The 22,373-nt window shown below is 69.2% G+C and carries 19 protein-coding genes and 1 pseudogene; 11 read left to right on the top strand and 9 right to left on the bottom strand.

The window, feature by feature from the left end:
• The first annotated feature begins 273 nt into the window (after positions 1-273).
• The 4 genes from dnaE (at position 274) to ACFYTE_RS29745 (ending at position 6,622) form a co-directional block, all read left to right on the top strand.
• On the top strand, positions 274-3,867 hold the full coding sequence (dnaE, locus tag ACFYTE_RS29760) for a DNA polymerase III subunit alpha (RefSeq protein WP_388716936.1): 3,594 nt from the start codon (positions 274-276) through the stop codon (positions 3,865-3,867).
• Between the two features lie 49 nt (positions 3,868-3,916).
• A complete protein-coding gene (locus tag ACFYTE_RS29755; protein ID WP_388716933.1) occupies positions 3,917-4,606 on the top strand; it encodes a HEAT repeat domain-containing protein in 690 nt (229 codons plus the stop codon).
• Positions 4,593-5,111: a MerR family transcriptional regulator gene (locus tag ACFYTE_RS29750; protein ID WP_388716930.1), complete on the top strand. Its 519-nt coding sequence runs from the start codon at positions 4,593-4,595 to the stop codon at positions 5,109-5,111. The genes ACFYTE_RS29755 and ACFYTE_RS29750 overlap by 14 nt, the downstream gene beginning before the upstream one ends.
• 206 nt (positions 5,112-5,317) lie before the next feature.
• Complete coding sequence (locus ACFYTE_RS29745) at positions 5,318-6,622, top strand: FAD-dependent oxidoreductase (protein WP_388716927.1); 1,305 nt, start codon at positions 5,318-5,320, stop codon at positions 6,620-6,622.
• 116 nt (positions 6,623-6,738) lie between these two features.
• Here ACFYTE_RS29745 and ACFYTE_RS29740 read toward each other — a convergent pair whose 3' ends face one another.
• Genes ACFYTE_RS29740 through ACFYTE_RS29730 form a run of 3 tightly spaced genes read right to left on the bottom strand, consistent with a single transcriptional unit; the run spans position 6,739 to position 10,787 of the window.
• Positions 6,739-8,166, bottom strand: coding sequence for a purine-cytosine permease family protein (locus ACFYTE_RS29740; RefSeq protein WP_388716924.1), 1,428 nt, complete (start codon positions 8,164-8,166; stop codon positions 6,739-6,741).
• Between the two features lie 45 nt (positions 8,167-8,211).
• Positions 8,212-9,615 (bottom strand): C69 family dipeptidase, encoded by a 1,404-nt coding sequence (locus ACFYTE_RS29735; protein ID WP_388716921.1) that lies wholly within the window; start codon positions 9,613-9,615, stop codon positions 8,212-8,214.
• Complete coding sequence (locus tag ACFYTE_RS29730) at positions 9,612-10,787, bottom strand: glycerate kinase (protein WP_388716918.1); 1,176 nt, start codon at positions 10,785-10,787, stop codon at positions 9,612-9,614. Before ACFYTE_RS29730 ends, ACFYTE_RS29735 begins: the two co-directional genes overlap by 4 nt.
• A gap of 119 nt (positions 10,788-10,906) precedes the next feature.
• On the opposite strand from ACFYTE_RS29730, the gene ACFYTE_RS29725 reads away from it, so the two are divergent.
• The 3 genes from ACFYTE_RS29725 (at position 10,907) to ACFYTE_RS29715 (ending at position 14,344) form a co-directional block, all read left to right on the top strand.
• Positions 10,907-11,557 (top strand): GntR family transcriptional regulator, encoded by a 651-nt coding sequence (locus ACFYTE_RS29725; RefSeq protein ID WP_388716915.1) that lies wholly within the window; start codon positions 10,907-10,909, stop codon positions 11,555-11,557.
• A 292-nt stretch (positions 11,558-11,849) separates the two neighbouring features.
• Positions 11,850-13,088, top strand: coding sequence for an RICIN domain-containing protein (locus ACFYTE_RS29720; RefSeq protein WP_388716912.1), 1,239 nt, complete (start codon positions 11,850-11,852; stop codon positions 13,086-13,088).
• A gap of 224 nt (positions 13,089-13,312) precedes the next feature.
• Positions 13,313-14,344: a hypothetical protein gene (locus ACFYTE_RS29715; protein WP_388716909.1), complete on the top strand. Its 1,032-nt coding sequence runs from the start codon at positions 13,313-13,315 to the stop codon at positions 14,342-14,344.
• On the opposite strand, the gene ACFYTE_RS29710 is transcribed toward ACFYTE_RS29715, so the two are convergent.
• On the bottom strand, positions 14,311-14,964 hold the full coding sequence (locus ACFYTE_RS29710) for a hypothetical protein (RefSeq protein ID WP_388716906.1): 654 nt from the start codon (positions 14,962-14,964) through the stop codon (positions 14,311-14,313). The two genes, ACFYTE_RS29715 and ACFYTE_RS29710, sit on opposite strands and share 34 nt — an antisense overlap.
• A gap of 195 nt (positions 14,965-15,159) precedes the next feature.
• Positions 15,160-16,665 (bottom strand): alpha/beta hydrolase, encoded by a 1,506-nt coding sequence (locus tag ACFYTE_RS29705; RefSeq protein ID WP_388716903.1) that lies wholly within the window; start codon positions 16,663-16,665, stop codon positions 15,160-15,162.
• Positions 16,666-16,888: 223 nt separating this feature from the next.
• On the opposite strand from ACFYTE_RS29705, the gene ACFYTE_RS29700 reads away from it, so the two are divergent.
• Entirely contained in the window at positions 16,889-17,620 is a 732-nt protein-coding gene (locus ACFYTE_RS29700; protein ID WP_388716900.1) for a MerR family transcriptional regulator, read from the top strand.
• A 178-nt stretch (positions 17,621-17,798) separates the two neighbouring features.
• On the opposite strand, the gene ACFYTE_RS29695 is transcribed toward ACFYTE_RS29700, so the two are convergent.
• On the bottom strand, positions 17,799-18,290 hold the full coding sequence (locus ACFYTE_RS29695) for an FBP domain-containing protein (RefSeq protein WP_388716898.1): 492 nt from the start codon (positions 18,288-18,290) through the stop codon (positions 17,799-17,801).
• A 71-nt stretch (positions 18,291-18,361) separates the two neighbouring features.
• Here ACFYTE_RS29695 and ACFYTE_RS29690 point away from each other — a divergent pair, with 71 nt between their 5' ends.
• The 3 genes from ACFYTE_RS29690 to ACFYTE_RS29680 all read left to right on the top strand — a co-directional run bounded on the left by ACFYTE_RS29690 (position 18,362) and on the right by ACFYTE_RS29680 (position 20,906).
• On the top strand, positions 18,362-18,931 hold the full coding sequence (locus ACFYTE_RS29690; RefSeq protein ID WP_388716895.1) for a TetR/AcrR family transcriptional regulator: 570 nt from the start codon (positions 18,362-18,364) through the stop codon (positions 18,929-18,931).
• A 91-nt stretch (positions 18,932-19,022) separates the two neighbouring features.
• Positions 19,023-20,192, top strand: a complete 1,170-nt coding sequence (locus ACFYTE_RS29685; RefSeq protein ID WP_388716892.1) for a GDSL-type esterase/lipase family protein — start codon at positions 19,023-19,025, stop codon at positions 20,190-20,192.
• Between the two features lie 102 nt (positions 20,193-20,294).
• Positions 20,295-20,906 (top strand): DUF11 domain-containing protein, encoded by a 612-nt coding sequence (locus ACFYTE_RS29680; protein ID WP_388716889.1) that lies wholly within the window; start codon positions 20,295-20,297, stop codon positions 20,904-20,906.
• A 79-nt stretch (positions 20,907-20,985) separates the two neighbouring features.
• Here ACFYTE_RS29680 and ACFYTE_RS29675 read toward each other — a convergent pair.
• From ACFYTE_RS29675 to ACFYTE_RS29665, 3 genes and pseudogenes are all read right to left on the bottom strand, one after another.
• A pseudogene (locus tag ACFYTE_RS29675) lies at positions 20,986-21,154 on the bottom strand (TetR/AcrR family transcriptional regulator); the annotation flags it as partial.
• Between the two features lie 119 nt (positions 21,155-21,273).
• A complete protein-coding gene (locus tag ACFYTE_RS29670) occupies positions 21,274-21,636 on the bottom strand; it encodes a DUF488 domain-containing protein (protein WP_388716887.1) in 363 nt (120 codons plus the stop codon).
• 176 nt (positions 21,637-21,812) lie between these two features.
• On the bottom strand, positions 21,813-22,373 hold a 561-nt coding region (locus tag ACFYTE_RS29665; RefSeq protein WP_388716885.1), incomplete at its 5' end, for a zinc-binding dehydrogenase.

Below are 22,373 nucleotides of genomic sequence, written 5' to 3'. Positions count from 1 at the left end.
ATGGTTGAGCGTGGGTGGCGAAATGGTTGTTTGATTCCAGGTCTGCCCGCTCGATTTGATGTCGTCAGTCAACCTGTGGTTTTCCGGGCAGCGCGGCGGGAAGCGGGCTGCCCGGTAGCCGGGTGGCTGCCGGGCCTGCGCTTCAAGGCCTGGACTGACAGCGGCCGCGGGATTGCGACTCATGCGCTGCCTCGCCGGTCGGCCACCGACGAAGCCTCCGCCGCGCCGCCGGCCGGATGGGGGCTTCCTGCTCACCCCGGAGGCGACCCACACATGCCGGATTCCTTCGTTCACCTGCACAATCACACCGAATACTCCATGCTGGACGGCGCGCAGAAGCTGAAGCCGATGTTCGGCGAGGTGGCCCGGCAGGGAATGCCGGCGATCGCCATGAGCGATCACGGCAACATGTTCGGCGCGTATGAGTTCGCGCAGGTCGCGAAGGGCTTCGAGGGCATCAAGCCGATCATCGGCATCGAGGCGTATGTGGCGCCTTCCTCCCGGTTCGTCCGGAAGCAGGAGTTCTGGGGGCCCGGGGGCCGGCGGGCCATGAGCGAGGACGGTGAGGGGTCGAAGGATGTCTCCGGCGGCGGCCGGTTCACCCACATGACCATGTGGGCGCGGAACGCCCAGGGCCTGCGAAACCTGTTCTGGCTCAGCACGCAGGCCAGCTACGAGGGCCAGTTCCCTGCCGGAAAGCCGCGCATGGACCGTGAGCTGCTTGCTGAACGGCCGCACGGCATCATCGCCACCACCGGCTGCCCGTCCGGCGAGATCCAGACCCGCCTGCGGTTGAACCAGTACGACGAGGCGAAAGCCGCCGCCGCGGCCTACCAGGAGATCTTCGGACCGAAGAGCTACTTCCTGGAACTGATGGACCACGGCCTGGACATCGAACGTGAGGTCCGTGCGGACCTGCTGCGCCTGGCCAAGGAACTGAGCATCCCCCTCCTGGCCACCAATGACGCGCACTACGTCACCGAGGACCAGGCCGACGCCCACGACAGCCTGCTCTGCATCGGCGTCGGCAAGAACAAGGACGCCCCGAACCGCTTCCGCTTCAACGGCTCCGGCTACTACCTCAAGAGCGCCGCAGAGATGCGCGGCCTGTTCTCGGAGCTTCCGGAAGCCTGCGACAACACCCTGCTGATCGCCGAACGCATCGAGTCCTACGACGAGGTCTTCGACTACGTCGACGAGATGCCGCAGTTCCCGGACGTTCCCGAGGGCGAGACCCAGGAGTCATGGCTGCGCAAGGAAACCCTGAAGGGTCTGGCGATGCGCTACGGGGACCCGGTCCCCCAGCACGTCCTGGACCGCTTCGAGACCGAGATGACGGTCATCGGCCCCATGGGGTTCAGCTCCTACTTCCTCGTCGTGGCGGACATCTGCCGCCACGCCCGCGACAACAAGATCCCCCTCGGTCCGGGCCGAGGTTCGTGCACCGGCTCGATCGTTGCCTACGCCACCCGCATCACCGAGCTGTGCCCTCTGGAGAACGGCCTCATCTTCGAGCGGTTCCTGAACCCCGAACGCATCAACCCGCCGGATGTGGACCTCGACTTCGACGACCGCCGGCGCGACCGGATGGTCCGGTACGTCACCGAGAAGTACGGCGGTGAGTACACCGCCATGGTGAACACGTTCGGCAAGATCAAGGCCAAGAACGCGATCAAGGACTCCTCACGCATCCTCGGCTACCCCTACGCGCACGGCGAACGGATCACCAAGGCGCTCCCGCCGGACCAGAACGGCAAGCCGGCCCCGCTGGCCGCCCTCTTCGACCCCTCGCACGAGCGGTACGGCGAGGCCGGCGAGATCCGCCAGATGTGCGAAAAAGAACAGGATGTGAAGCGGGTCATCGACACGGCCCGCGGGGTGGAGGGCCTCACCCGCGGCACCGGCGTGCACGCCGCGGCGGTGATCCTGTCCAAGACGAGGCTCACCGACCGTATCCCGCTGCACATGCGTGCCTCGGACGGTGTGAAGATCACCGGCTTCGACTACCCGTCCTGCGAAGCCATGGGCCTGATCAAGATGGACTTCCTGGGACTGCGGAACCTGGGCGTGATCGACCAGGCCATCGAGAACATCCGCGAGAACCGGGGCATCAGCCTGGCCACCGTGGATCCCCAGGACGGCGACCCGTCCACCGTGGTGATCCCTCTGGACGACGCCAAGACGTACCGGCTGCTGGCCGAGGGCAACACCTTCGGTGTCTTCCAGCTCGACGGCGGCGGGATGCGCGTCCTGCTGAAGCAGATGGAGCCCACCCGGTTCGAGGACATCGCCGCGGTCAACGCGCTCTACCGGCCCGGCCCGATGGCGGCCAACGCACACACCAACTACGCGCACCGCAAGACCGGCCGTCAGGAGATCACCCCGATCCACCCCGAACTGCGCGACGCCCTGGAGCCGATCCTCGGCAACACCTTCCATCTGCTCGTCTACCAGGAACAGATCATGGGGATCGCCCGGGAACTGGCCGGATACACCCTGGGCGGCGCCGACCTGCTGCGCCGTGCGATGGGCAAGAAGAAACCGGAGGTGCTGGCCGCGGAGTGGGACAAGTTCCACGACGGCATGCGCGGCAACGGATACGGCGAGGAGGCCATCAAGGCCCTGTGGGACGTCATGCTCCCCTTCTCCGGATACGCGTTCAACAAGTCCCACACCGCCGGCTACGGCCTCGTCTCGTACTGGACCGCCTACCTCAAGGCCAACTATCCGGCCGAGTACATGGCCGCACTGCTCACCTCGGTCGGCGACGACAAGGACAAGGCCGCGACCTACCTTGCCGACGCCCGCAAGAACGGCGTCCGCGTCCTGCAACCCGACGTGAACGAGTCCGTCGCCGAGTTCACCGCTGTCGGCGACGACGTCCGCTTCGGACTGCGGTCCGTACGCAACGTCGGCGACAACGTCATCGAAGCCGTCATCGAGGCACGCCGCCGGAAAGGGAAATTCACCTCCTTCTCCGACTTCCTCGACAAGGCCGACCTGCCCGCATTGAACAAGAGGGCCGTGGAGTCCCTCATCAAGGCCGGCACCTTCGACTCCCTGGACCATTCCCGCAAGGGACTCACCGCCATCCACGAGAACGCCATCGACGCGATCATCCCCGTGAAGAAGGCGGCAAGCTACGGACAGGACGATCTCTTCGCAGATCTGAGCAACGAAGGAACCGGTGACCCGGCCTTCGGCCTCGACTTCCCCATCGACGGCACAGAGTGGCCCCGTGGGCAACTCCTGGCGACCGAACGCGAAATGCTCGGCCTCTACGTCTCCGCCCACCCCCTGGACGGCGCCGAGCACATCCTCTCCAGGGCGCGGGACTGCTCCATCGCCGAACTGCTCGCCTCCGGCCGCACCGCCGGGGACGTACAGCTCTCCGGACTGATCACCGGCATTCAGCTCAAGATGACCAAGCAGGGCAATCACTGGGCCATCGTGAACCTCGCGGACCGCGATGCCGGCATCGAAGTCCTTTTCTTCCCCGCCGTATACCAGCTCGTGCAGCACGCACTGGCCGAAGACAACGTCATCTCTGTCAAGGGCAAGATCGAAGACCGGGACGGGACGATGAACGTCTTCGGCCGTGAACTCTCCGTCCTCGACATCTCCTCCGCGGAAACCGGTGGCAAGCCGCCTGTGCGACTCGCACTCCCCTCGCACCGCATCACCGAACAGTCCGTCAGAGAACTCAAGCGCATCCTCGCGGCCCACCCGGGCGAAAGCCCCGTCCACCTCGGTGTTCGCGATGCACGCAAGACCACCGTCTACGCCCTCCGGGCCACGGTGGACCCCACGACCATCGCCTCCGACATCAAAGCCACCTTCGGAGCCGACACCTGGCACGGCATTTGACCTTGACACGGTGACAAGGTCTTCACTGCTTCCCAAGGAGGTGGTCCCGATGACCACGACGAGACAGGACACGGATGCGACACGAGCGCTCCAGGGGCTGGAGGACAGCCGTTCGGCTGTGCGACTGCGGGCTGCTCTGGCGGTCGGTACGGCGCCTGACCCGCGCTTCGTGGGCAAGCTCGTCGAGCGATGCGCGATCGAGCCCGAGTTCTTCGTCCGCGACATGCTGACTTGGGCGCTCGTCCGCCACCCGGTGTCCCTGACGCTCCCCGAGCTGCTCCGCGAAGTCCGCTCGGAGCGTGCGCAGGCACGCAGCCAGGCGCTGCACACGCTGTCCAAGATCGGGGACCGGCAGGCGTGGCCGGCGATCACACGGGCACTGCTGTCCGACGCCGACGACGAGGTGGCGAGGAGCGCCTGGCGGGCCGCGGTCGTGCTCGTGCCGGAAGGCGAGGAGTCCGCCTTGGCCACGGTGCTGGCAACGCAGCTCGGGCGCGGCGAAGAGAAGACACAACTGAGTCTCAGCCAGGCGCTGGTCGCGCTGGGCGACGTGATGGTGCCGGCTCTGCGCGCTGCGACGACGGCCTCTGATCCGCGCGTGCGTGCGCACGCGCTCGCCACACAACGGCTGCTGCACGACCCGGACGCCGGATTCGAGTCGGCGATCGAGGAGGCCAAGCGCGTCGTGGCCCTCACCGGGGCCCCCAAGACGGACGATGAGAACCGTGCTGATCGGTGAGGTGTCGAAACGGTCCGGGGTCAGTGCCCGCATGCTCCGGCATTACGAATCGCTCGGCCTCGTGCGGCCTTCGGGTCGTACGGGCTCCGGTTATCGGGAGTACTCCGCGAAGGACATCCGGCGGATCTTCCACATCGAGAGCCTGCGGTCGCTGGGTCTGTCGCTGCGTGACATCGGGCGCGCCCTCGACGATCCCGGTTTCACGCCCTCGGCGCTCGTCGGCGACCTCATCCGACAGACAAGCGACCGCATCGCGGCCGAGACCGAGCTGCTCACGCGGTTGCGCCGGATCGACACCGCGACGGCCGATCAGATCGCAACCAGGCTCGTCGACCGCCTCGCCCACGACACTGCTGAAGCACCTGCACGCGGACGGCTGACCCAGGCGCTTGCGGGCATTCCGGGGACGACGGCGTCACGTGCCCTCATGGAGCTGTCGCACGACGAGGACCGCGCCGTCGCGCTGACCGCCACCTACCTTCTTCAACTCCGCGACACACGGTGACGGATACGGTCGGCGGTGTGCCCTTCGTTCTGGTGGCCGGCGGCTTCGTTGCACAAGTGCACAAAGTTGAGCGCTGTGCCCCTGTCTCCCGGGCCGTGCCCCCTTGTGGGACTCATCGGCAGCGGCTGCACTGGTCACGTCATTGCGCCATGCCCATGCTCGTGGGTTGCGCCTATACCAGCACAAAGCAGGGGAAGTGACGCCTTGTGAAGAGTGCCATCGTCATGGGCTCAGGTGTGGCAGGGATCCTTGCTGCCGAGGCCCTTTCACGTCATTGTGAGACCGTCACGGTGATAGAACGTGACCGGCTGGACGGCAGTGATCGCGGCCGTGCCGGTGTGCCGCAACACCGTCACGTTCATCTCCTGTGGCCCGCCGGGCAGCAGGTCCTGGAGTCCTTCTTCCCAGGGGTACTGGACACCCTCTGCGCATCGGGCGCGCCCCGCCTTTCATTTCCCGCCGACGCGAGGTGGCTGAGCACGGCGGGATGGCTTCCGCGCCTTCCCCTGACGAAGGTGTTCACCTGCAGCCGCTCCGTGCTGGAGGCGGCCCTGCGGCAGCGGCTCAACAAGGTGACGATCGTGGACCGCACCACGGCCACCGGTTTGCTCACCGACACGGCCGGCCGTGTCGTCGGCATCCGGGCCCGCACGGCTGATGGACCCAAGACGCTGCATGCGGACCTGGTGGTGGACGCCACCGGACGCTCGTCCCAACTCCCCACATGGCTCGCCGAGCAGGGACACACCCTTCCCGAAGTGACCGTGGTGGATGCCCATATGGGGCATGCCACCCAGGACTTCGAGATCCCCCCGGAGCACACCCCCGACTTCAAGGCCATCACTCTGCAGCACCGGCCCCCTGCTGCACGCCGCTGTGCCTACATGTTTCTCCAGGAGAACCGGAAATGGAGGTGCACACTTGCCGGCTATGGGGGCGACTACCCGCCGAACACCGACGAAGGCTTCCTGGAATACGCCCGTAGCCTGCGCGATCCCGCGCTGCACTCCTTGCTGGTGAAGGCCAAGCCCGTCAGCAGGATATCGGCCTTCAGACAGGCCGCCAACCGCAACCATCACTGGGAGAAGATGTCCACATGGCCGGCCGGGCTCATAGCATTGGGCGATTCCGCCTGTGCCTTCAACCCTGTCTACGGCCACGGCATGAGTGTTTCTGCGCTCTGCGCGCAGGCCCTGGAGAGCTGGCTGGCCGACGGAGCTTCGTCCACTGCCGAGTTCCAGCGGGCTGTCGCCCGTGCGGCGTCCGGTGCGTGGACCGTGGCCACCTGGGAGGACTGGCGCTACCCGGAGACCACCGGTGCTCGGCCCGGCGTTGTGGATCGGATGCTGATCAGGTACTACGTCCATGCCCTGACCGCTGCCACGAAGGACGTCAAGGTGTGCGCCGAACTGATGAACGTCTTGAGCCTGCTCAAGGAACCCCGCGTGCTGCTACGGCCCGGCATGGTTATGCGTGTCGCGGCCAGATCCCTGTTGCCTCGGACGCCGTGACGTCTTTCGTCCACCGGCTGGTGTGCCGGCGGCCGGCGCTTGTCAGCCACCGGGATGCCCAGCGCCCGGCTGCTGCGAGCAACCGGGCGCACCCCGCGAGGATCCGGTGGCCGGGGTCAGTTCCCCGAGGTCGCCGTGGACGGGACTCGGTCGGCGGTGGCGTGCGCGGGTGTGTAGAAGCGTCCCTTCGTCATCTTGGTGAGGACGACGTGGACGACGGGTCCGAGGAACATCGAGATGAACGACGCGTACGCCACCGGGTAGACGCCGAGGATGCCGAGCGCGCCGACGAACACCGCGAGGCCGAGGGAGACCAGGCCGCAGGGGTTCCACTCGCGCACTTCGTCCTCGCGGAACTCGATGTCCTCGGCCCGGCCGAGCCCCAGCCAGCGTCGGCAGACGAAGTAGTCGGCGAGGATGATGAGCACCCAGGTGTTGGTGAGGACGCCGGTGACGGCCAGGAACGTGCCGAGGTGGTTGATGACGTTCGTGGCGTAGAAGATGACACCGAACAGCCACACTCCGAACATCCACCAGGGACGTCCGGGACGGAAGCCCGCGACGACGTCGAAGCCGCTCGACAGGGTGATGGAACCGCCGTACAGGTTCATGACGTTGATGCGGATCTGGGTGATGACGACGAAGACGACCCCGAGCAGTCCCATGAGGTGGACGAAGACGAATCCGGGGTCCTGCGCCTTCTCCTCGCCGAAGGAGCCGACGAGGGACGCGCCCAGCATCGCGCCGAGGAAGATGATGACGAACATCGGGATGAGTTCGAGCAGCATGATGGTCGCCGTGCCGCGGTAGCGGATCCGGGTGCTGGCGAAGCGTCCGTAGTCGGTGGCCATCAGACCCTGGAAGATCATCTGTCCGTTGGCGAAGCTCATCGCGGTCCACAGGGCCGCACCGCCGCCGGTCGCGGTGGAGTTCCACTGGCCGACGCCGGCGATGTCGTGCTGGGAGCCGAGACAGATCAGTGCCCACACCAGCAGCCCGACGAAGATCGGGAAGCCCCATTTCTGGAGTGTCGACATGGCGTACATGCCGCGCCAGACGAAGCCGATCGTGACGAGGCCGATCACGGCGAAGATCCCGATGCCGGCGAAGGAGTCGATGGGGATGTCGAAGTAGTAGGCGATCGCGTGGGAGACGATCGTCCCTTCGAAGAGAAAGTAGTAGACGAAGTTGACCGCGTAGATGAACGAGGTCAGTGCCGCGCCCCGGCTTCCGAAGCCGAGTCCGCGGGATATCAGGCTCTGGGAGAGCCCTTCGCGGCTGGCCATCCGCATGGTCAGGGAGCCGATGAGGACGGCGCCGATGAAGAAGTAGCCGATCGGCAGCAGCATCGTCGGCCAGCCCACGAGGAAGGTCTGCTGGGCGCCGAAGGAGAAGAAGAACATGGCGGTGGCGTTGCCGAGCAGCACGAGGCTGATGGCGGGGATGGGCCAGCGCTTGTTGTCGGGCACGCGCTCGACGGCGAAGCTCTCGATCTGGTCGTCGATGGAGGCTTCGGGGCCGCGGAAGGACTCTCTGATGGACATGGGTGGTTCTCCAAGTGGTGCAGGCGGTGGTGCGGCGGAGCGTGATCAGGCGGCCGGTACGGCCCAGCGGCTGTCGAGGGCGCGGGCGGGATCCGTGCCGAACTCAAGGGCGAGCCCGGTGGCGGTGGCGCGGGCTTCGTCCAGGCAGGTGCGGGCGAACGCGGTCCGGGCCTTCGGGGCGTCTGCCGGGGCGGGGAGTGCCTGTTCCCACCGTGCTTCGAGGTCGTCGAAGGCGGTGCGCAGACGCGCGGCACGGGCGGTGAAGTCGCGTGCCTCGGGGTCCTTGGCCGCGTCGAGCAGGTGCTGCCACTGCCACCAGACCGCGAGCGGGTCGTGCCCGGGACTGCGATGGTCGCGGGGGTCCCACGAGGATGCCGGGGCGGGCCGGGTGAGCCCGTCGGGCAGGTCCTCGATCTCCAGCGGAACGGGAAGGTAGACACCTGTGCAGGGGGTGACGGGGCACCACCACAGGGTGAGCGGACCGGGGCCGTCGTGCAGTTCGACGATCAGTGAGGCCGCGGTGTTGCCCCAGGTGAATCCGGACGGGTGCTCGTGCATGCAGAGCGTGTGGAAGTCCGGGCGTGCGGCGTCGAAGGAGGGACCGCCGAGGAAGGTGTCCTCCAGGTGGTCGCGCAGGACGCGCTTCATGGTGCGCAGGTCGATGCCCGCGGCTGCTCCGTCGGTGAGGAGCTGGTGGGAGCGGCGGCGGCGGATGTGCGACACCTGGAGCGGTGTGCCCGGGTCGGTGAAGGCGTCCGCCACATCCAGCGGCCGGTCGGACGGCCAGCCCGCCCGCGTCGCCGCCGCGCGCAGTCCGGAGCTGGCGAGGTCCGCGTCCGTGCGGATGGACAGCTCGTTGCTGAGCGACGCGACACCGCTGCTGATGCGGCGGGCCGCCCAGTCGCGTCCGATCGTCTCCAGGACCCAGGCTTCCCGCGGATCGGCGATGACGAAGGCGTTGTCGTAGGAGCCTTCGGCATGGGGTGTGCCGACCATGGCCGAGCCCCACTGGCCGTGGCGTTCCAGCAGTTCCGTGATGATCCGCAGTGCTTCTTGTGCGGTGCTGCCGCGTTCCAGGCCGAGGCGGACGAGTTCCATGCCGAGGATGCCGGGTGCTTGCGCATCGCCTGCCTTCTCCCTGGCGACGGCGTCCGCCCAGACGTTGCTGAAGACGGCCTCGTTGCCGATGGCGACGCGGTGCTCGTTCACGCCCATCTCGTAGCCCCAGCACCAGAACGGGCTCGAACCGATGTGCGCGTAGGCGGGTGCGTCCTCGATGGTGAGGTAGGCGAGGCGCAGGGGGCCGCCCGCGGGCCGGGCCGGCTGCCGGCGCAGCGGCTGGGCCTCGCCGGCCGGGCGGTCGCTGTTCTTGCCGAAGAGGACCGTTCGGCGGCGGGTGGAGTCGGGGAGCGCGACGACGGTGTCGCAGCTCCAGGGGCGGGTCGTCACGGTCGGGCTCCGTTCCGGTGAGTGGTCCTGGGGCCCAGGCCCAGGTGGGCCTGGATGAGGGTGCGGGCGGCCTGCCCCACGAGGCGGCAGGTCAGCTCGGGGTCGTCGGCGCAGGCGGGGTCGATGCGGTCGAGTGTGACGGTGTCCGCGAACAGCGCCTCGTCGTCCGCCGCGGCGGGCAGACGGTTGCTTCCTACGATCGCCACGGTCTTCACCCCGTAGGTCCGGGCGAGCCGGGCGATGCTCACGGGGGCCTTGCCCCGCAGGCTCTGCTCGTCGAGGCAGCCCTCCCCGGTGATGACGAGGTCCGCCCCGCGGATCTCCTCTCCCGCGCCCAGCAGGTCGAGGAACACCTCCGCGCCGGAACGCAGGTGTCCGCCCAGCAGGAGTCCGGCCCAGGCGAGTCCGCCCGCGGCCCCGGAGCCCGGCCGCCGGGCTGCCCCCGGGCTGGCGAAGGCGTTCTCCAGAAGATCCGCCGCGTGCGCAAGCCCGGCGGAGAGCCGGCGGACCATGTCGTCGTCCGCGCCCTTTTGGCGCGCGAACATCTCGGCCGAGCCGTCGGACCCCACCATGGGTGTGTCGACGTCACACGCCAGAACCAGCCGGACGTCACGCAGGCCGGGATGGAGTTCTGCGGTACGGACGGTCGCGAGCCCGGTCAGTGCCGCGCCGCCCGGCGCGAGCCGGTGGCCCTGTGCGTCACGCTGGTCGGCGCCGAGCGCGCTCAGCAGGCCGGTGCCGCCGTCGGTGGCGGCGCTGCCGCCGAGCGCGAGGGTGATCTCCTCGGCCCCGTCGTCCAGGAGGGCGGCGACGGCCTGGCCGACGCCGTACGTCGTGGCCGTGGCCGCCTCTGACGGGCCGGGGCGGCGCGCACCGAGGCCGCACACGGACGCCACCTCGACGATCGCCCGGCCGCCGAGCCGGGCGACGGACGCCTTCACGTCCGTGCCCCAGGCGTCGGACGCCGGCACGGAGTCGGCCCTCCAGCCCGCGGACAGTGCGGCGGCCACGCTGCCGTCGCCGCCGTCGGCGACGGGCAGCCGCGACACGGCCGTGGCGGGGGTCTGCTCCGCGATCGCCGCCGCCATGACGTCGACGAGACGCTGGGCGGAGACGGTTCCTTTGAACTTATCCGGGGCGAGGACGACGCGCCGGACGGCGTCTACCTGCATAGAGACGCTCCTCCCGAAAATTGTTCGTCAAGTTATCTCACCCGTTTGTCTGATTGTCTAGCGTTCAGCGGATATTCTGAGAGCCCTCGGACCTCACCCACGACGCGAAGGACGCGCGCATGGCGATCCAGCTTGTAACCCAGTCCGTCGGCGACGCCCTCGTGACGTCGCTGCGTGAGCGGATACTCGCGGACGAGATCACCGCCGGCACCGCGGTGACGGAGGCATCGGTCGCCACGGAGTACAAAGTCGCGCGGCAGACCGCGAAGGCCGCGATCGAGCGGCTGGTCGGCGAGGGCCTGCTGGAACGCACCGCGCACCGCAGCGCCCGCGTCCCGACGCTGGACGAGACACGGGTACGTGACCTGTACTTCGCCCGCGGTGTGATCGAAGTGCGGGCCTACGAACTGCTGGCCGCCAAGCGGCTGTTGACCCCGCAGGCCCTGACCGCCCATGAGGCGTTCCGCGCGTGCTCGACCGGCTCGGACGTGGCGGCCATCGTCCAGGCGGATGTCGCCTTTCACCGTGCGCTCATCGACGGCCTGGACAGCGACCGCCTCTCCCGCGCGCACAGTGTGATCATCAATGAGATACGGCTCTGCCTCGCCCAAGTGCAGAACGCGCACCTCCTCGCCCCCGCGGAGATCGCCGAAGAGCACCAGACGATCATCACGGCCATCCGCGACGGCGATGTCCCCGGAGCCGGCGAAGTGGGCCTGGAACACCTCAGGCACGCCGAGCGGAACCTGCTGGAACACCTGCGCGGATGACCTCCGCGCCGGCAGGGGGACGGACGTCAAGCCGTGCCGCCGACGATGCGCACATGAGGTGTGCCCCGGGAGGGCCGGGAACCCGCCGAAGCCGGCGACGTCGGACGACGTTCACCGTGTCGATATTTGGATTCAACCAAGCCTGGTCCAGAGTGGATTGGGAAAGCTGACGCCCTGTGAGCCGGGGGAGCGGGAGGTGACCGCTGGGGCGACGAAGTCCCGCTGAAACACGAGGCGTCGGCGGGCCCGTTGCGTCATCGCACCACCCATCCATCGACAAGGAGCAGTGTTCATGCCCCGTCAGCACGAACCCCCGGCCAACGAAGCGACGCCCTCCGTCGCCGTTCGCCGTGCGGTGCCCGTGCCCCCGCCGGGTGCGGACCCCGGCGCGGACCTCGGCCCGCGCACCCCCGACCCCGGCCCCGATCCGGCCGCCCCGATACCGATACCGGCGTCCCCCGCACCCGCGCCCAGGCGGCTCTTCGGGCGGCGCTCCGCGTCCGCCGCCGCGGCACCGGCATCCGCCGAGCAGGGACACCAGCGGGAGCCGGAACAACGACAGCGGCAGGCGGCGGCGTCCGACGGACCGGAGCCCGATGCAGAGACCGGTGTCCTGTTCGCCGGGGGCGACGACGACCCGGACGACCCGAACGCGGTCGGGACATCGCCGGGACGGCCCCGCGGCCCCATGCTGGCCGCGGCCGCCATCGCGGGGGCGGTGCTGATCTCCGTACCGTTCCTGGTGCTCGCTCTGAGCGACGACGACGAGAACCGCACGGTCAAGACGGCACCCATCGCCGGTACGACGCTCGATGCCGGCCTGCCCGACGACGAACCGGCCGCCGACTACACGGCCGAGTCCCCGTCGCCCTCCGCGTCGCCGAGCGCCTCCCCGTCACCGTCGAAGTCCGCGTCCCCGTCCGCGTCCGCATCCGCGAGCGTGGCCGCCGCGCCGGCTGCGCGGGCGGTGCCGCCGTCCGCCCCCAAGCAGACGGCCGGCCCGAAGGCGACGAAGACCGCCAAGCCCAGCGCTCGTGAACTGGCCAACGCCGCCTCCGCGTCGACGAACGTGCCCCTGAAGAACGCCAGTACCCACATGTGCGCCGACCTCCCCGGCCAGGGGCACGGCTCGGTCGCCGGCCCGGTGAACCAGCACAGCTGCGGCCACATGGCCCCCACGGACAACATGCTCTGGGACCTCAGGGTCTCCTCCAAGAACGGCGGGCCACAGGGCGCGAGCCTGTTCGTCGCCGCCAACCGCAAGGACGGGCTGTGCCTGGACGTGCCCTACTACGGCACTGTCGACCACGGGACGGCGGTCTCCGAGTACTACTGCGACGCGACGACCGCGGACAACCAACTCTGGTGGCTGGACCCGCAGTCGGACGGCACCTACTGGATCCGCAACCTCGCGAGCAACCTGTGCCTGGGCGTGCGGGGAGGCGCTGCCGCCGGGGAGAACGCCAGGCTCCAGGTGGTGAAGTGCGTCGACACACCGACCAGTGCGCAGCACTGGACCCTCACCCGGTAGACCACCGCGAACAGGCCCTGGCACCGGGCCCCCGCATCAGATGTCGCGGGTGAGGAAAGCCCTTCGCGGATTCAGCCGGCCCCCGTCGGCATCGCCGGGTTGAGCGAGCGTGGTCCGCAGGGCGGAGGGGCGGGTCAGACCAACGGGGGAGCGGGGTGCCCCTGGGGGCCGATGCGGAGGGATGTGAGGGCGCCGGACCATGGGGATCCCCAGCGGAGGGAGACGTGGTGGAGCGTGCGGACCGGATCGGGCGTGCGGCGGCGTACGGGGCGGCGGCGGCCCTCGTGCCGTATCTGGTGATCAAGGTGTCGTGGGTGGTCGGTTCGTTACTGGGGCTGCTGCCGGTCGGGCGGGGGTTCAGCCTGGGCGGGTGGCTGGTGCTCAACACCGTCACGATCGGTATGGCCGCGGCCGGGATCATGCTGGGGCTGGCGCTCGTACGGCCGTGGGGGATGCGGATCCCCGGCCGGCTGGTGGGATTCCTCGCCTGGGTCGGGGCGGGATTCCTGGTGTCGATCCTGCCGTTCGTGGCCGTCAGCGCGCTGGTGAACTCCGGGACGGGGAGTTCGCAAGGCTCAGGCGGCTCGGCGGGTGACGCGTCGATGCCGGGCTGGGAAGCGGTGCTGCTCCAGTGCAGCTTCGTGGGAACCGGCATCGCGCTGGCCGTCGCGCTTCCCGCCTATCTGCGGCGGCGCTGGCCCCACGCGCTGCGCCGGCCGGAGCGACCCCGCAGCCGCACGTCCGCAAGGTCGCTGTGGCCCGCCGTGACCGGCGCCATGACCGGCCTGGCCTGGCTCTACTGGGCGGCCGGTGGCACCCTCGGCATCGCGCACCGCGATGAGCGGCCGGCCGGCTGGCATGTGTTGGCCGGGGTCAGCGCGTGCTGGGCTCTCGCCGCGTCCGCGGCCGTACTGGTTCTCGTCCGGCGCCGGCCGACCCGGCTGCCGTATCCGCTCCTGCTCGCGTCGGCGTGGCTGGGATCGGGCTCGATGTTCGCGTGGAGCGGCTGGAGGCTGCCGGCCACGCTGTACGTGGCGCTGGCGCACCCGAGCGACGTCAGCTACCCGGAGAACGTCGCGGTCGCCGTGGCGCTGCACGCCACGGCCGTGCTGACAGGGGCGGGCATCATGCGGACGCTGGCACGCGGCGCCCGCGGACCGGTGAGCGTGCCCGACAGACGCGCGCCCGTCCTGCCGGCAAACGACCCCTCTCCAGGGCGCGTTCATCCCGCTCCGCCGTCGAGCAGCCAGCTGTAGCGCAGCCGCAACGCCCGTTCGGTGCTGGCTGCCGCCGTGGCGAGACCGAGCGCGGTGTTGCCCCACTTCGGCAGGTCGATGGGGGAGGTGAAAGTCCCGGTGTGCTGCGCGATGCCCCCGGGCTTGGTGAGCTGTTCGGCGATCTGCGGGACGAGGATGGCCGGGGCGGCGACGAGCACGCACAGCGAGAGGAGACCGATTGCGCGGCTCAGCGCGGGGTGCTCGCGGTCGAGGCGCGCACGGCGCCCCTCGGCGGAGTGGGGGTCCGGGACGAGCTGGTACTCGGAGCCCCTGTCGGTGACGTAGTGGCAGCGCTTGATCCCGAAGGCGCTCATCCTCACCTCGATGATGCCGCCCGGGACGGGGAAGGCGGCGGGGAGTTGGGACATGGCGTGCTGTCTGCCGTCGCGGTACAGGTGGGCCTTGAGGGTGTCGGACGAATGGTTCTGCCAATGCCTGAAGTCGATGGCGTAGACCGTGTGCCCGCCGTCGTCGCACGTCAGCCGAAGGCAGAACAGCGTGCGGAAGGGCAACTGCCACCAGCGGAAAGGCTTCAGTGCGCGCCCGTCTCCGGGCTTGACCCGCTGCGTGGCCCGACGACGCCGCCACTCTTTGATCATCTTTCACTCCCGTTATGTGCTCGGCTCGGCCGCGCAGGCGCAGCTTCCCGGCGCCCGTCAGGGGCGCGCCCGGGTCGCGCTCGTCGTGCCCGACGGACTCCGGTCGCCGCTCTGGACCGGCACGGACGCGGCGGAGCGGACATGGCCGTGGACCGTCCGCTCCGCTCAACTGGTCGGAGGATCAGCCTGCGAGGATCAGCCTGCGCGGCAGAGCATGTCCTTTTCGGGCATCTTGCCCTCGACGAGGAAGCGCGTGGTGGTGTTCAACGCGCAGGGGTTGTCGCCGAGGACGTAGACACCGTGCCCGGTGTCGTCGACGCTGAGCAGCCGGGACCGGTCCGCGAACTTCTGGCGCAGCATCTTCCCGCCGTCGTGCGGCGTCGGCGCGTCCCGCAGGTTCTGTACGAGCAGCACGTTCCGCGGTCCGTCGTCGTCGACGGAGACCGGCGGCTCGGCCGGGGCGTACGGCCAGAAGGCGCAGGGCGTGATGTTGGCGGCGGCGGCACCGAACAGCGGGTAGCGCTCGCGGTCCTCGGCGACGCCGTGCCGGTAGGTGTCGACGTTCTCGGGCCACTCGACGTCGTTGCAGGTCACGGCGGCGAACACCGTCAAGGGGTTGTCGATCGAGGACGATGCCCTGTCCGCGGTGGCGTTCCCCGACAGCAGGCGGGCCGCCGTGTCGTCGCCGTCTGCCAGTGTCTGCCACAGCTGGGCCAGCTTGGGGTACTGCACCTTCTTGAACAGTTGACTGAAGGTGTACTGCCGCAACAGGCTGCCGTCGACGCCCGCCACCGGAGCCTTGTCGAGCCGTTCGGCGAGGGTGAAGTAGGTCCTGCGGACCTGCGCGGGGGTGCGGCCCAGGCCGTAGCCGTCGTGCCGTGCGGCTGCCCACTTCGCGAAGTCGGGGAACGACTGCTCCATGCCGAGGGCGTAGCGGCGCATGCCGTGGCGGTCGAGGTGGGTGTCGCCGATGTTGCTGTCGAGCACGATCCGGTCGGAGCGTTCGGGGAACATCGACGCGTAGGCGGCGCCCAGTGCCGTGCCGTAGGAGTAGCCCAGGTAGCTGGTCTTCTCCTCGCCGAGCGCGGCCCGGATACGGTCCAGGTCGCGGGCCGTGTTCGCCGTGGTCAGGTGGCGCAACAGTCCGTTGCGGTCACGGCGCGCGCACTGCTCGGCCACCTGCTTGACGACCTTCGCCTGTGCGGTGACCGCCGCGTCGTCGACCGCGTAGGGAGGAATGTTGGCCTGGTAGGGGCCGTCCGGTGTGAACCCGCATGTGACCGGAGCCGAGTGCCCGACGCCGCGGGTGTCCATGCCGATCAGGTCATAGCCGTCCAGGACGCCGGCGGGAAGGCCCCGGGCCACCAGCAGCGCGGGCAGCGCCAGTCCGGACCCTCCTGGGCCGCCCGGATTGAGCATGAGGGTGCCGCGCCGCTTGCCGGGGTTCGTGCTGGCCAGCCGGGATATCGTCAGGTCGATCCGGGCGCCCCCGGGGTCGGCGTAGTCCACCGGCACGGGCACGGTGGCGCACTGCAACTCGGTCGGAGCCGCTTCGACCACGACGTCCTCGGGACACGTGTCCCACCGCACCTGCGACACCTGCGGCTCATCCGCTGCGGCGGGCACCGCGGCCAGCGATCCGCTGAGGCCGATGACGACCGCCAGGGCTGATCTCCGGCCGATGATGCATTGTCGTTTCATGTCCAGTCTCCAAAACCGGTTCGCGGTTGCGGTCGCCGCCCAGTGCACTCCGTGCCGTTGGGGCATGGTCAAGACGGTCTCGCCGGTGTGGAGGGCCGGCCCGATCGAGGGTTGACCATGCCCCAAGGGCACGGTCTTCGATGGATCGCCTCCCGACGATCTCGCCGACCGGCAGGACGCCGACGGCGATCGGGAACGGAGCACCCCGAGAAAGGGCCTGACGGTGACGTGGAGCACAAGTCAGCTGGCCGAACTCGCCGGCACGACACTGAAAGCCGTCCGGCACTATCACGAGATCGGTTTGCTGGAGGAGCCGGAACGAGCGGCCAACGGCTACAAGCGGTACGACGTCAAGCACCTGGTCCGCCTGCTGCGCATCCGCAGGCTGGTCGACCTGGGCCTGCCGCTGTCGGACATCCCCTCGGTCGAGGCCGCCGACGAGAGGGCGGAGCAGATCCTGCGCGTCCTGGACGCAGAACTCGCGGCGAGCATCGAACGCCAACAGCGGATGCGACGGGAACTGGCGGCGATCCTGGACAACCGGGCCTCGATCGACCTGCCGGCGGACTTCAGGACACTCGTCGACGACCTGCCGGAGGCGCAGCGATCCCTCCTGCTGGCGTACTCCAGCATTCTCACCCCCGCGGCGATGTCCGTGCTCCAGAAGCAGCTCTCGGCGCCTCGCAGCGATGTCGCCGCGCAGTTCGAGGCCCTGCCCGCGGACGCGCCCGAGGACGTGCGGCGGCGGCTCGCGCAACGCCTCGCGCCCGAAGTCCGCAAACAGCAGAAGGACCACCCGATCCTGCGTGACCTGGACGTCTCCTCCCGCCTGGGAGGGGCGATCGCCCAGTCGGTTGTCGTGCAGGCATTGGTCGAGTTCTACAACGAGGCCCACCTCGACGTCCTGCAACGCGTGCACGCACTGCTTTCGGAGGACGACGCCGCCGGGCCGTGACGACACCATGCGGCCGGGGGCCGGGGATGACGCCGCGCTACGAACGCGGCCGGCCCTCCGGGCGAAGGCAGCCTGGAGCAGCCCTTGAGGGAACCCATGCGCAGGTGACGGGGAGGCCGACCGGCCGGCGGCGGCGCAGCCGGTGCGGGCGTGTGGTTCCAGTTCGTGGCCGGTTGCTTCATGCGCTGACTTTGGCGATGAACGCGGCGAGGTTCGCGACGGTGCGCTGGATCTTCTCTTCCACGGTGAGCGACTCGGGGAGCCGTGCGCCGACGCCCGCGTCCTTCTTGCCTCGTACGTAGAGCGGGCAGGCGAGGTCGCTGCACAGATAGGCGCCCACGGAGTTGCCCTGCTGCCCGGCCTTGCCGGCTTTCGCGGCGACCATGAGCGAAACACCACCGGTGTGGGTGGTCATGCATATCGAGCACATGCTGCGCCGCATCTGCCAGGAGCCGGCGCTCGGGCAGCGCAGGGCGAGTGCCACCGGGCGGCCGTCCAGTTCGGTGGCGAGGTAGGCGCGGTCGGGGGCCTGGGGGTCCCTCCAGCCGAGGAAGTCCAGGTCGTCCCAGGGCCGCTCGGCCAGGTCGCGGGGGACGGACAGGCGCTTGGCCTCGCCCTTGGTGCAGTTCAGGAACGCGGCACGGATCTCTCGTTCGGTCAGCGGCTTCATGAACGGCAGGCTAGTTTGCCTAAAGCTATTAGGCAAATGCATAATGTCCTTAGCTGGATGGGAGGAAGGTAATGGTGAGAGTGGGGCTGACCCCGGAGCGTCTGACCCTGGCGGGCGCGGAACTGGCCGACGAGGTCGGTTTTGACCAGGTGACCGTCTCGGCACTTGCCCGGCGGTTCGACGTCAAGGTCGCGAGTCTGTACTCGCACCTGAAGAACTCCCAGGAACTCAAGACCCGGATCGCCCTGTTCGCCTTGGCGGAACTCGCCGACCGGGTCGCCGATGCCCTGGCCGGGCGGGCCGGCCGGGACGCCCTGGCCGCTTGCGCGGACGCCTACCGCGACTACGCCAGGGAACACCCCGGTCGCTACGCCGCCGCCCGCCTCCGCCTCGATCCCGAGACGGCGGCCGCCAGCGCCGGGGTGCGGCACGCGCAGATGACGCGGGCGATCCTGCGCGGCTACGACCTGACGGAGCCGGACCAGACGCACGCGGTGCGGATGCTGGGCAGCGTCTTCCACGGCTACGTCAGCCTGGAACTGGCCGGAGGCTTCGAGCACAGCGCCCCCGACGCGCGGGAATCCTGGGCGTGGATCGTGGATTCCCTCGACGCTCTGCTGCGCAACCGGACCACGCCCTGACCGGCGGCCCCGTACCGCCGGAGGCGGTGTGCCGTGCCACGCGCGGGCACACCTGCAACACACGGAAGAAACTGGTCAACAGGCTGAGGCGATGAACACCGAGCACGACACGATCACCACCCCTGTCACCGCGGACATGCTGCGCGGGCACCTCGACGTGGAAGCGACCGCGCACGGCCTTCTGCCGCATCGGCTGCCGGCCCCGGCCCGCCGGCAGATCCCGGACAGCCAACTGGCCGTGGCCGAGGCCCAGCCGTCCGGTGTGCGGCTGGTCTTCCGTACCCGGGCCACCGCCATCGAACTGGACACCCTGCCCACCAAGCGGGTCTACCGGGGTTTCCCGGCCCCTGCGGACGGCGTGTACGACCTGCTGGTCGACGGCCGTCTCGCCGCCCAGGCCACGGTGGCCGACGGTAACGTGCGCACGGTCACCGACATGGTCACCCAGTCCTCCGAGCTGTCAGAGGGGCCTGCCGGCACCGCCCGGTTCACCGGACTGCCGGCGCGTGACAAGGATGTCGAGATCTGGCTCCCGCACACGGAGATCACCGAGCTGATCGCCCTGCGCACCGATGCCCCCGTCGAACCGGCGCCGGACCGCGGGCTCAAGGTGTGGCTGCACCACGGCAGTTCCATCAGCCACGGCTCGAACGCCGCCCACCCGACCGCCACTTGGCCGGCCCTGGCAGCCGCCCAGGGCGGCGTGGAACTGGTCAACCTGGGGTTCAGCGGCAGCGCGCTGCTCGACCCGTTCACCGCCCGTGCCATGCGGGACACCCCCGCGGACATGATCAGCGTCAAGATCGGCATCAACGTCGTCAACGCCGACGTGATGCGCCTGCGCGCCTTCACCCCCGCGGTGCACGGCTTCCTCGACACCCTCCGCGAGGGTCATCCGGACACGCCCGTACTGGTCGTGTCCGCCATCCTGTGCCCGGTCCAGGAGGACACCCCCGGACCCCTCATGCCCGACTTCGACGGGGGCGGGTTGCAGTTCAAGGCGACGGGCGATCCGGCCGAACGCGCCGCTGGGCGCCTGACGCTCAACGTCATCCGCGACGAACTCGCCCGCCTCGTCGAACAGCGGGCGGCCGACGACCCGAACCTGCACTACCTCGACGGTCGTGACCTGTACGGCGAGCGCGAGTACGCCGCGTACCCGCTGCCCGACGGAATCCACCCCGACCCCGAGGGACACCGCCGCATCGGCGAGAACTTCACCCGGCACGCCTTCGGCCCCGCCGGCCCCTTCGCCGGCTGAAGCCGCCGGGCTTCACCTGGTTGGCTGACTTGATCGTCATGGAAGCGCGGTCCAAGAAGACTTGAGAGCAGTTCCTCTTTATGAGGGTGAAGGTGCTTTCAAGTGTGGGAAGAGGTGCAGGACATGATGATGGTTCGCTCGGGTCGGCAGCTGGGCTTCATGCTTGCGGCAGGTGCCGCGGGAGGCGTGCTCGGGTTGCTGGGAGCCCCGTACGCCGTTGCGGCGGAATCGGGTGCTGACTTGTCCCTGGCCAAGGTCGGCCCGACACCGACTGCGGATGGGCGGTTGAGTTACCAGATCACCGTCACGAACAACGGGCCTGACGCGTCGTCCGGGTGGACTGTCACCGATCCCATGGGGAGTTCCGCCTGGCCTGGGGGTCCAGGCGACCTCAGGTCCTCCGACCCGCGCTGCGAAGTCATCACATTCGGCTATCATGCGGGCCTCCCTCTGCAGATGCTGGAATGCAAGGGTGGTCCGCTGGCCGCGGGCTCCAGCACCGTCATCGACGTCACCGCCGCAAACGGGAGCGCCAATTATGCCTGGGTCAAGGGGAACGAGCCCGACAGCGACTCTGCCAACAACGAAGCCCGATCCGTGCCCATCGAGTCCAGCCCGCTGGTCGACCCGGTCGTCGGCGCGGGTGCGGCTGCTGTCGTTCTTGCGGCCGGAGGCGTCGTCCGCCTTGTCCGCCGTGGTACGACGTCTGCGTAGCTCGCCTCTGCCGCGGCGATCCCGGCCCCGGGCACCGCTGTTCCGCGCTTGCTGATGCCTGACCCGGGCAGTGCCGCCTTCACGGACGGCTCTTCAGACCGTCCAGGGCGAGGTCGAGGAGACGTTCGGCTCGTTCCCGCTGTTCGGGTCTGGCCGAGGTGAGGGCGATGCCTTCGAGGGCGGCACCCAGGTCGGCGGGGCCGATGTCGGTGCGGATGGCGCCGGCCGGCCGCGCACGCGTCCGTCAGCCCGGCGGCATCGACATCAGCGAGATCGTCGTCCGGCCCACCGTGCAGGTCTGACCGTGCCGACGGCGCCGACGTTCAGGAACAACATCCGGCCTGCGGTAGCCGTCTTCGTGTGTGTGTCAGCGCTTCTTGGCCAGCCACTCGGCAAGGACGGCGGCCTGGCTGTGGTCCACGTCCTTGGTGGCGGTCAGCAGTATGAGCTTGTCGTGGGCCGCCAGGTCACGCAGATGCCCGGCTGCCTCACGGTGTCCGGCATCGCGCAGTTCTGCCAGGTAGCGGCGGCGGAACTCGGCGAAGCGGCTGGGTTCGTGGCCGTACCACTTGCGCAGTTCGCTGGAGGGGGCGATGTCGCGCAGCCACTCGTCCAGATGAGCTTCCTCCTTGCGCATGCCCCGCGGCCAGACCCGGTCGACCAGCACACGCTTGCCGTCCTCGGGCGAGGTCTCTTCGTAGACTCGCCGGTAGGTGATCTGTTCGGTCATGACAGAGCCCTCCCCATCGGGCCGCACGACGGATCCGTTCGACATGTCCAGTTTAACGGTGACCGCCACGCCGGCCGGTGGAGCGGACTGCGGGCCGCCGCCCGGCTCCGGCCCGCTACAGCACCGGCCTGCAGCAGGCCGCCGTCCTGAGCGCCGCTCGTTCTCGGCAGGGTGGTTCACCCGGTTCGGGGACGCGGTGGTGTGCGGTAGCGGTTGATGGCGTCGGTGTGCCGGGCGCGTAGTTCCTGGTCGCGTATGCCGAGGCCTTCTTGGGGGGCGAGGCAGAGGACGCCGACTTTGCCCTGGTGGGTGTTGCGGTGGACGTCGTGGGCGGCTTGTCCGGTGTCGTGCAGGGGGTAGACGCGGGAGAGTGTGGGGTGGATTTTGGCCTTGGCGACGAGTCGGTTGGCTTCCCATGCTTCGCGGTAGTTGGCGAAGTGTGAGCCGATGATCCGTTTGAGGGACATCCACAGGTAGCGGTTGTCGTACTCGTGGGTGTAGCCGGAGGTGGAGGCGCAGGTGACGACGGTGCCGCCTTTGCGGGTGACGTAGACGGAGGCGCCGAAGGTGTCGCGGCCGGGGTGTTCGAAGACGATGTCGACGTCCTCGCCTCCGGTGAGTTCGCGGATGCGTGCGCCGAACCGTTTCCATTCGCGGGGGTCCTGGGTGTGTTCGTCTTTCCAGAAGCGGTAGTCGTCGGCGCTGCGGTCGATGATTGCTTCGGCGCCCATGGCGCG

Origin of the sequence: Streptomyces sp. NPDC004629 (assembly GCF_042873595.1) — a bacterium.
GTDB lineage: Bacteria > Actinomycetota > Actinomycetes > Streptomycetales > Streptomycetaceae > Streptomyces.
Note: the sequence above shows the minus strand (reverse complement) of the source record. Positions and strands in the feature narration are given on the sequence as shown.